The organism is Geitlerinema sp. CS-897, assembly GCF_028368005.1.
Classification (GTDB): domain Bacteria; phylum Cyanobacteriota; class Cyanobacteriia; order Cyanobacteriales; family Geitlerinemataceae; genus Baaleninema; species Baaleninema simplex.
The window spans coordinates 1-9,547 of the sequence record NZ_JAQNCQ010000016.1; the positions used below are offsets into that span (position 1 = coordinate 1).

General features: G+C 53.8%; 7 protein-coding genes and 1 pseudogene. 4 read left to right on the plus strand and 4 right to left on the minus strand.

Going from position 1 to position 9,547, the window contains the following annotated elements; all coding sequences use genetic code 11:
- The first annotated feature begins 158 nt into the window (after positions 1-158).
- From POG22_RS00490 to POG22_RS00505, 4 genes are all read left to right on the plus strand, one after another.
- On the plus strand, positions 159-713 hold the full coding sequence (locus POG22_RS00490) for a hypothetical protein (protein ID WP_063717505.1): 555 nt from the start codon (positions 159-161) through the stop codon (positions 711-713).
- The gene (locus POG22_RS00495) at positions 706-1,086 is read left to right on the plus strand and encodes a DUF1823 family protein (protein ID WP_063717506.1); all 381 of its coding nucleotides are present in this window, start codon (positions 706-708) and stop codon (positions 1,084-1,086) included. The genes POG22_RS00490 and POG22_RS00495 overlap by 8 nt, the downstream gene beginning before the upstream one ends.
- A 320-nt stretch (positions 1,087-1,406) precedes the next feature.
- A complete protein-coding gene (locus tag POG22_RS00500) occupies positions 1,407-1,985 on the plus strand; it encodes a sigma-70 family RNA polymerase sigma factor (RefSeq protein WP_026097977.1) in 579 nt (192 codons plus the stop codon).
- 10 nt (positions 1,986-1,995) lie between these two features.
- Positions 1,996-2,946 carry a hypothetical protein gene (locus POG22_RS00505; RefSeq protein ID WP_498903016.1) on the plus strand — a complete coding sequence of 317 codons (951 nt, stop codon included), beginning with the start codon at positions 1,996-1,998 and terminating at the stop codon, positions 2,944-2,946.
- Between the two features lie 492 nt (positions 2,947-3,438).
- On the opposite strand, the gene POG22_RS00510 is transcribed toward POG22_RS00505, so the two are convergent.
- From POG22_RS00510 to POG22_RS00525, 4 genes and pseudogenes are all read right to left on the minus strand, one after another.
- Positions 3,439-6,666: an efflux RND transporter permease subunit gene (locus tag POG22_RS00510; protein ID WP_063717509.1), complete on the minus strand. Its 3,228-nt coding sequence runs from the start codon at positions 6,664-6,666 to the stop codon at positions 3,439-3,441.
- Between the two features lie 25 nt (positions 6,667-6,691).
- Positions 6,692-8,305, minus strand: coding sequence for an efflux RND transporter periplasmic adaptor subunit (locus tag POG22_RS00515; protein ID WP_498903019.1), 1,614 nt, complete (start codon positions 8,303-8,305; stop codon positions 6,692-6,694).
- A gap of 181 nt (positions 8,306-8,486) precedes the next feature.
- On the minus strand, positions 8,487-9,161 hold the full coding sequence (locus POG22_RS00520; protein ID WP_063717511.1) for a TetR/AcrR family transcriptional regulator: 675 nt from the start codon (positions 9,159-9,161) through the stop codon (positions 8,487-8,489).
- Positions 9,162-9,295: 134 nt separating this feature from the next.
- Positions 9,296-9,547, minus strand: a pseudogene (locus POG22_RS00525) (hybrid sensor histidine kinase/response regulator); the annotation flags it as partial.

The following is a 9,547-nucleotide window of genomic DNA, read 5'->3' on the forward strand; positions in this document are numbered from 1 at the left end:
CTCCCCTTCTCCCCCTCTCCCCAGCTCCAACCACGGTTGCGGAAAGCCCAGAAATCGTGATGTAGTTAAGAAAAGTTCGAGTGTAGACAGTCGAATAACTGTCACAAGCTCCTGACTGTCTTTTAGAACGTCGTTCTGTCGTGTTTTTCCAATGTCTTATGATGATGTCCTCTCGGCAATCTACCTCTGCTGCATCGGGTCAAGTGCAAGCCGAACTGGATTTGCTCGATGCGATTTTGCTCGGTGACGACTGTTCGTATCCCTGGAATCCCGTCGATCGCGAAGCGAACGCCCGATTCAACCGTCTCGAAGAAAGCCTCGATCTCGAAGATCTCGAAATCGGCGATCGCTGTTCTGCGTTTTTCCAACGTCTCGACGCCTGTTGGCTGGAAACCCAACTCCACCAGAAATTCGGCGCTCGAGTTCCCCGAGAGATTCTCGAGGCGATCGCCTGTCAAGCCACCGAGTTGGCCGCCGCGAATTTATCTGTTGCCGATCGTTTGGTACGCTGCGTACAAGGGTTGTTACCCAACTGGTCGATCGACGACCTGCAAGTTCTCGCCCGTCCTTTCGCCTATGCCATGCGCGGCGATCGCGCCGACCTCGTGTCGAACTCAGAGCGGAGTTGGGCAGATCTGTCTTCGATCGAACGCGCTCGCCTCAGTTTGGCGATCGCTCGTTTCACTCTGTCAAACCTACACCGCGATGTCTGAATTACCACCGTTAAACACCGATACAATTTGGGCAATTCTCAACGAAGACCTCGACGACGATACCGTCAACCGCCTCGTTTGGCACTATCTCGGGTATCGATACGACGAGGCGACCCAGCGTTGGGATAATTCAGAAGTCTCCGAAGACTGGAAACAGGACTATCCCGAACCGCCGAATTTCATCGCCAACCGTCCGCCAACGGTCAAACTCACGCGATCGATCCCCAAACCCAACAAACAGCTTTTAAAAGAAAAGCTGGGCTTTAAAGGCTACAAAATTGGTGAGTTCGATCCGCGAGACACGCGCCGCGCAACGATGGCTAACTGGCTCCTCAGCTACATGACCGATCGTCCCGAGGTCGTACGGGGATAAGATCGAAACGCTCGACAGAGAAACCTCGAGACATCGCTTTGGCAGTTCGCAACACCTCACACTCGAACTGAACTCGTACGGTTTTTCGGTAATTCAGTAACGCTCCCGTCTCGAGCGCTCTCGTATATGCCCCCGATATCGAGCCAAAAACCCCGGTATCTCTAAAGATGCTGGGGTTCTCGTTCGGGGCGAATCTCTTCGTTCGACCGATCCCAAACCGACGGTATCCCTCGAAATCCACCGCCGGATTCGACGCGTATTCAAGACAAAGACCCGATCGCGAGAGCCAGCACCGACGGATGAGAGGAGCGATAATTAGCGTGAGTCCCAAAGCCACCTTACCCATGTCTCCAAGCGATATCGAACTTTATCAAAGCCTCCAAGCGGGAGACTCCTCTGCACTGGGAACGCTGTACGATCGATACGGGGGCATTGTGTACGGCTTGGCGTTGAAAGTTCTCAAAGCTCCTCAAGAAGCCGAAGACCTCACCCAAGAGATCTTTTTAATTCTGTGGCGAAAACAGAACTATAATCCCCAACGGGGGTCTCTCAGTACGTTCCTCACCATGCTGACGCGATCGAGAGCGATCGACCGACTGCGATCGCGCGGACGCAAACAAAAGTTTTTGGGCAATTGGGGAACCGCCATGAGTGAAGATGCCATCGTTTCCACGACACCGTTTGACGAAGTGTCCCTACAAGAACGTCGAGACCGAGTCCGCGATGCCCTCGACGACCTGCCATCGAAATACCGTCAGGTTTTGGAACTGGCTTACTACCAAGGCATGAGTCAATCGGAAATTTCCGCCTATCTCGATTTGCCTTTGGGAACGGTGAAAACGCGATCGCGCCAAGGTTTGCTCAAACTCAGAGAACATTTACGAGATTGGATTGGCTAACACACGGACGATGACTAACGCTTTACCTCCAGAACGATTACAGGAACTCGCCGCAGGCTACGTTCTCGGAGATTTGTCTTCCGAGGAAGCCGAATGCTTTCAAGCCTACTTGCAACAAGACCCCCAACTGGCCGTCGAAGTGGCTCGATTGTACGAAGTTCTCGGCGTCATGCCTTACGGTCTGCCGAACGCGCCGCCACCGCCACGCCTGCGGAATAACATCCTCGCGGCCGCGACCTCCGAACCCCCGGCTGAGAACCCGATCGCTGCCGAACCTTCCGAAGACCCCGCTCGACCCGAACCCAAAATCGCCCCGTTTCCTGAATCTCCTCGCTGTTTCCGTCGTCGCTGGGGTGGGTGGCAAGTGTGGACGAGCGGAATTGCAGCGGTGGCAGCGGTGGCGTTGGCGGCGGACAACTTCCGCTTGCGTCAGAATTTACAGGACGCTGAAGTCGAACTAGCGTGGGAACGTGCAGACTTTGGGGCGCTCGTGATGCCGTCAGAGGCAGTTCTGGCGAACAATTGGGACGGCTTGGAGCAACTGGCCGACGATCATATGGATGCCATGAGTCGCAAACAAGGACCGATGGATTTCAATTCCAGCGATCTCGCAGCTATTATCGATCGCTTCGATCGCCAGTTCGAGTTCGACGACACCACCCCCACCATCGCGCGTCGCGACGTTCGGTTAATGGGGGGAAGTCTGTGTGAATTCGGTAAAATTCCCGGTTTGCGCTACACCTACACTACCGACGACAACCACACGATCTCGTTTTACCAAATCGATACGCGAACCGATCGCCTGTCTCTTCCGAAAACGGGATCGGGCAAACTCTACATCAGTCAGCCGGGAAAACCTCGGATCGTCTTGTGGGCAGATAATACGTATATTTACGCAATTGTCGCCGAGCTACCCCCTGAAGAGTTGAAAGATCTCTCTTACAACGTCGTCATGCAGTGAATTTATACGAAATCCGATTTCCAAAAAGCGGCAACAATTAGGCAAAATTTAGCCCATGATAATTCGTAATCTTATGCCATCTGGCTCTATCTTCCACTAACAAAACAATTTGTTCTTCAGAAGTATCTCTCTCGGTGCGCGTTCCCTAGCGGAGGGGCTGTGTGCGGAACCTGCGTCCACACCGACGTTCTCTGCGATGCAAGCTCGCAGAGCTGCGTCGGCTTCGCCCTATAATACGGGATTCCGTATCCAACCGATTTTGAGTCATTTTTTGGGTTTGAGTGGTTTGACTTGACCAGATCTCAACTGATTTTTTCTTAAATGTCATTTTTACCCGAATTTTTCTTTTTTATCAATTTTAATTCCTAACTGATTTCCGGCTGATTTTATCGTCTTCTCGTACTACTTAATGCACTCAAAATCAAAGTACAAAATGTGGGTTAACAAAAGCCAAACATGGCAAAGCTATCGCCAACCTTGCCATGCTTGAGATTATGACAATTCAGCACCTTTGCGAAACGCGATCGCCTCCTTATTTTTCCGTTCCGGCGTTAACTGCAAATACAACCCCGGCGTCACCAACATCGCGATTAACGTCGACGCCACCAACCCAAACCCGATCGCAGACGCTAGCGGAAACCAAATCGGATCGCTCAACGCCAACGGAACGATCCCCACGATCGTTGTAATACTGGTGGTTAAAATCGGACGCAGGCGATCGGACACCCCATGCGCCGCCGCGTGGCGAACGTCCATCCCATTCTCGCGGTGCGCGTTCATCGTTTCCACCATTACGATCGCATTGTTCACCACAATTCCAAACAACGCGATAATCCCAATGACCGCCGGAAACGAAATGGGAATGTTCAACAGGAAAAATCCGCCAAACGTCCCAATTAACGCAAACGGAATCACCAACATGATAATCAACGGTTGCGTAAACGACCCAAACTGAATCACCAACACCGAAAACACCAGGAAAAACGCCACCATCGCCATTTGTCCCGCCGACCCAAAGGTTTCGCTTTGCGTTTCCAACTCCCCAGCAATCTGATAACTGTACCCCTGCGGCCAGGTTTTCTCCAGTTCCTCTAACTTGGGAACCAAATCCCCAAACACGATTTCACCGGGACTGCGACCCTTATTCTTCGCCAAAACCGTTACCGTTCGCTGTGCGTCTTGGTGAGTAATCGACAGCGGTGCGACGCCAAACTCGAGGTCGAACACTTCCGGCCCCGCCACCAACGTTCCATCCGGCGCAACCAACCGCAACGTCTCCAACTCGTCGAGGCGCGTCGGGCCGCCAACAGCCCCCTCGCGAGACGGCCAAACCGTACTCAGACGAATTTCCAAATCCTCCTCGCCGCCGCCGATGGGATAGTCGCCGATGTCGTTGTCCGTCATCAAATAACGACCTTGCATCGCCAAATCGTCTGCGTCAAAGCCGTAAAAGTCGATCGCCTCTCGTCGCGGCCGCAGCTTAATATCCGAACGCAACGCACCTAAGTCGTCGCGAACGTCCACCGAACCGGGAATTTCCCGTAACGCCGTCTGCACCTGTCCTGAAATGCGCCGCAGTTCGTCCATATCGGAACCCGAAATCTCGATCGCAATGGGATCGCCGCCTTCCCCCGTTAACTGACGGTTCACTACCAACGACGCACCGGGATACTGACGTATCGCCACTTGCAACGCCTCGCGCAGTTCCTCCACGTACTCGAACGACATTCGATCGCGCTCTCGTTGCGGCGTAAACATCGCCGAAAACCCCACTAAATAGGTTCCCGTATTGGCTTGAATCCCACTTTCTTCCACGAGTTGGCTGCGCTGGCCGACAAATTTCGTCACGCTTTCGAGATACGGTTGCGATCGCAGAATTTCGCCAATCTCGTCGGCCACCGTTTGAGACGTGTCTAACGTGGTCGTCGGCGGAAGTTCCACATTAACGCTGAGTTTGCGCGCGTCGTCGTCAGGAAACAAATTCGAGGATAACGATCCCGCTAACACCACACTCAACACGAATGCACTCAACGCACCCATCGTCCAAAATCGCGCCGTGGCTTTGTTGCGAACCGTATTCCGCAGACTCCATTCGCGAAACCCATCAGACGCCGCTTTCGACAGGCGATCGATGCGACTGGCTTTTCCCGTGTGCTTCACTTTCCCCAACAAAAACCGCGATAGGGGAACGTCCACAAACAAGGCGATGATATAACTCAACACCAAACAGGCGATCGCACTCAAGGGAATCAAGCGCACGAATTTCCCCATCGTTCCCCCGATCGCCATCAAGGGAACCATTGCCAAAATCGTCGTTAACTGACCTGAAAACGCCGGAAGTGCATAGGTTTTCAACGTTTTCATCGCCGCGCGATCGAACGGCAACCCCTGCACGAAAATTCCCTCGTGCATCCCCTCCATCATCAAAATGAAGACATCCACCAACAGCCCCAACGACAGAATCATCCCCACCTGAACCATCGTATTGAGGGTAAAGCCAAAAATCCACAACAGCGCCAACGCTCCCAAAAACGTTAGGGGAATCGACAATCCGGCGATAATCGCTTCGCGCCAGGTCAACGCCAACAACAACACCACGAACACCGCCAAAACCCCCTGCCACGCATTAGAAAACAGGTTGTCGAGGTCTTCGAGAATCGTGTCGGCGTCGGTGTTGATGACGCGGTAATCCATCCCGTGCGGCCAGAGAGTCGGATCGGCTTTCGCCGCTTCCAAGGCTTCCAAACTGGCTTCGATGGTTTGAATGGTGTCCGAACCGGGAACCTTGACAATATCGACGTTAATCGTCGGCTGAAATGCGTTCCCCTCGTAACTGACGAAGGCGCGGGTTTCCTCCCGTTCCAAATCTCGCCGCACCTCGGCGATTTCCCCGAGTAACACCACCCGTCCCTCGGATTTAGAGGCGCTGGCGTTACCCAACCGCACCACCGGAAGCTGTTTCAAGGCTTCGACGCTGCGAAATCGACCGTAAAAGCGAACTTGCGCCCCGATGTCGTCGCTTTCAATACGCTCCCAGGGCATATCGCGGTTTCCTGTTTGAATGGCGCGGGCTACTTGCGTCGGCGAAATTCCCAAAGTGGTGAGACGGCTGGGAATCAGTTGCACGTGAACCACCTCTTCGCGCTGTCCGCCGAGGTTGACTTCGCGCACGTTGGGAACCCGTTCGAGGAGGTCTTGCAACTCGTCGGCGGCGCGACTCAATACCGCCATGTCGATGTCGCCGTATAAAGCAACGCTCAAAATGGGGGTGTCTTGGCTCGAAATTTGCTCGATCGTCGGTTTTTCCGCTTCTTCAGGTAACTCGGCTTCGGCTTCGTCGACTTTGGCGCGAACTTGGGCGATCGCTTCGTTCGTCTCGGCGTCGGCGACGAATTCGACAACGATTTCCGATTGACTGTCAAAGGAAGCGCTACTGAGTTCTTTGAGTCCTTTGAGAGATTTGAGTTCTTTTTCGAGTTCGTCGGTAACTTGGTTTTCGATGGTTTCGGGATCGGCACCGGGCCAAGTGGTGGAAATGCTGGCGATCGCCACGTCGATATCGGGATCGCCTTCTTTCACCATACTGCTGGCTCCCAAGAGACCGCTAATCACCAGCAACAGCACCAGCAGCATTCCAAAGATCGTCTCGAGGAAGAAAAATCGACTCAAGGGCGAGACGCGATCGCTCGAAGTGTGGGTAGATAATGGAGGTTCGGACATCGTTATTGTGAAGTGAGGCGATCGCCTACTCGATAATTTCAACCGGCGTTCCGTTCACGAGGCGGTTTTGGCCTTCGACCACGATCGCTTCGTTGGGTTCGACGCCTCGCACGATTTCCTGTTGCGACAACCCTTCGATTCCCAGTTCCACAGTGCGCTCTTCCACGCGATGGGTGTCGGGATTCACCACAAAGACATGGGGGTTGCGATCGCGGTACACAAAGGCGCGATAAGGCGCGACGATCGCGTTGGGATTTTCATCAGTCGCAATCCAGGTATGCACCCGCGCCCCATGTTGCAGCTTTTCTTCCCCCTCAGAAATGCGAACGGTGACTTCGACCCCCCGTCGTCCCGGCGTCACGGAAGGACTCACAGAAAACACCGTCCCTTCAGCCACCGCGATTTCCGTCAGTTGTTCGCTCGTCAACCCAGTTTGCGAAGCGTCGGTCATATCTTGTTCGAGAACGACGATCGCCCGTTGGCCGGGGCGCACTTGCTGCCCTTCATAGGCGGGAAGTTCGATTTCGACATCGTACTGGCTGGGGTCGATGATGACGATCGGAATCGATTCGATGAGGTCTTGATAGCTGCCGGAATTGACGATTTGCGGGTTCCAATATTCCCCTTGGCGAACGTTGAGATAGGCGACGATCCCGTCGAAGGGGGCGACGATTTGGCTGTCTTCGACTTCGACGCTGCTGCGAGTAATGTTCGCGTCGGCGGATTCGATTCCCGCTCGGGCCGCTTGGATTTGGGAATCTGCCGCTCGCACGCTCCCTTCGATCGCAATGACGTTTTGTTCGGCGGCGGTCACTTGGCTCTGGGCGGCCGCGATTTGGGTTTCGGCAGCTCGCACGTCGTCGTGGGCAGCTCTGAGAGCGGCACGGGCAGACTCGAGGCTCGCTTGGGCTTCGTTGTAAGCGTTTCGCGCCACGTCGAGCTGTCGCCGTTCGACCACTTGTTGCTCGACGAGATCGCGGTAGCGGTGGAAGTCAGCTTCGGCCAGTTCGAGGTTCGATTCGGCCCGGCGCACGTCGGCTTCGGCGCGGGTGACGTTTTGAACCGCTCGCGATCGCTCGGCTTCGGCGGCGGCGACTTGGGCTTGAGCTTGTCCGACTTGGGCTTGAGCTTGTCCGACTTGGGCTTGGGCTTGCTGTTGTTGGGCGATCGCAGACAGTTCTTGTTGGCGAGCTTCGGCGGCGGCGGCGCGAGATTGGGCTAAGTCCGCTTGCAGTTGGCGATCGTCGACTCGGGCGAGGAGTTGTCCGGCGAAGACGCGATCGCCTTCTCGCAATTCCCGTCCGTCGATTTGGGCGATCTGATTGACGGTTCCCGAGATTTCAAACGTCAGGTGTTTGGCGCGGACGGCGCGAACGTTGCCGTCTCCGAACACCCAGCTTTGAATGGGAGCGGTGCGGGCAGCAACGGTACGCACGGGCAATCCGGCCACTTCTGTTACAGAGGCGCTTTGGGTCGGTTCTTCGAGGCGACTGACGATCGCGACTCCCGTAAAAAGACCGAAGGTGGCGATCGAAGCGGCGTAAATCCAGGGTTTGTATCGTTTGGGTTTAGATGCCGGTTTTGCGATCTTTTTGGGTTGGGAAAGTTGGGAAAAAGACGGTTCGGACAGTTGGTTCATGGGTCGATAGATTAGCTTTTTTGACAGTAAAAGTTTGGACTCGAAACCTTCTCAGTGCCGAGCGCCAGTTTTATTTGTACGCACCAAGATTGAAGATAAAAATTTTAAAAACAGTTATAAATTGTTTGTGCGTCCAACAATTTATAATCTTTTAATGCGATTCGAGTAGATGTTTTTAAGGTTAATGGGGCGTATTCTGATGTTTTTTAGTACTAATTCCGTTTTCGAGAATGTAAGTTAGACCGTCAAACCACTGTCGGACAAATTTTATTTTGTCTTCAGTGATATCTTCACGATCGATATTTTTAAAATCGATCGCGAGTTTTCGAGGAATCCAATATCGCGAACCTTCCCACAACGCATCGATCGCAAAAATGGCTAAATCTGTATCGATGTCCTCGGTGATTTCACCCCGTTCGATTCCAGCTTTAACGAGGTCTTGTAAATACGATCGCGAGGTCAGTTGCGTGCGGTGTAGGACTTCATCGCGAAAAGGAAAGTCGCCATACGACGCTCGGTATAGCAATTGACACCAACGGGGATCGTTGGTGACGAAATCGCTACTGCGTTCGAACAACCATCGCAGATAAGGGAAAAACCCCTTTTGAGATTCGGGCGGTTCGACGGCGAGGAGAAACTCGACTTCTTTCTCGATCGCTAAATCCACGAGGTACAGGTAAAGATCCTGTTTGTCCTCGAAATACTGGTAAAAACTCCCTTTCGAGATGTGGGCTTGTTTGACGAGTCGAGAAATCGACGCCACCCCGTAGTCGTGACGGGCGAACTCCTCGATGGCGATCTCGAGGATGGTGTCTTGTTTTTCAGGCGGAAGGTTGAAAAAGGTGGGTTTGGGCATGGCGACGGACTCGAACTCGCGTGTGACTACCCAGTCACATGACCGGCTAGTCACATCTTAACGCGGGGCGATCGATTTGTCACGAAAATCGCGATCGCCCCTCTGTACCCTCGATGGTGAGAGAGTTGCTACGTCTACGGCGATTCCTCTTCAGAGAGATATTGCTGGATGAAGGCTAAAATCGCTCGATCTTTAAAACCGCGAGCTAACGCTTGCAGTTTTCGGGCAAACGGAACGTATTGAGAGCCGAGTCCCTCGAGATCGGCGGCGCGATCGCGAATTCGCTTCATATTGCCCATCCTCGCCAGTTTGTAGAGCCGATCGAGCTCCGACGGTGGCGGCGGCACGATCGGTCCGCCGACCGTCTCCTCTGACCGTTCAGTCTC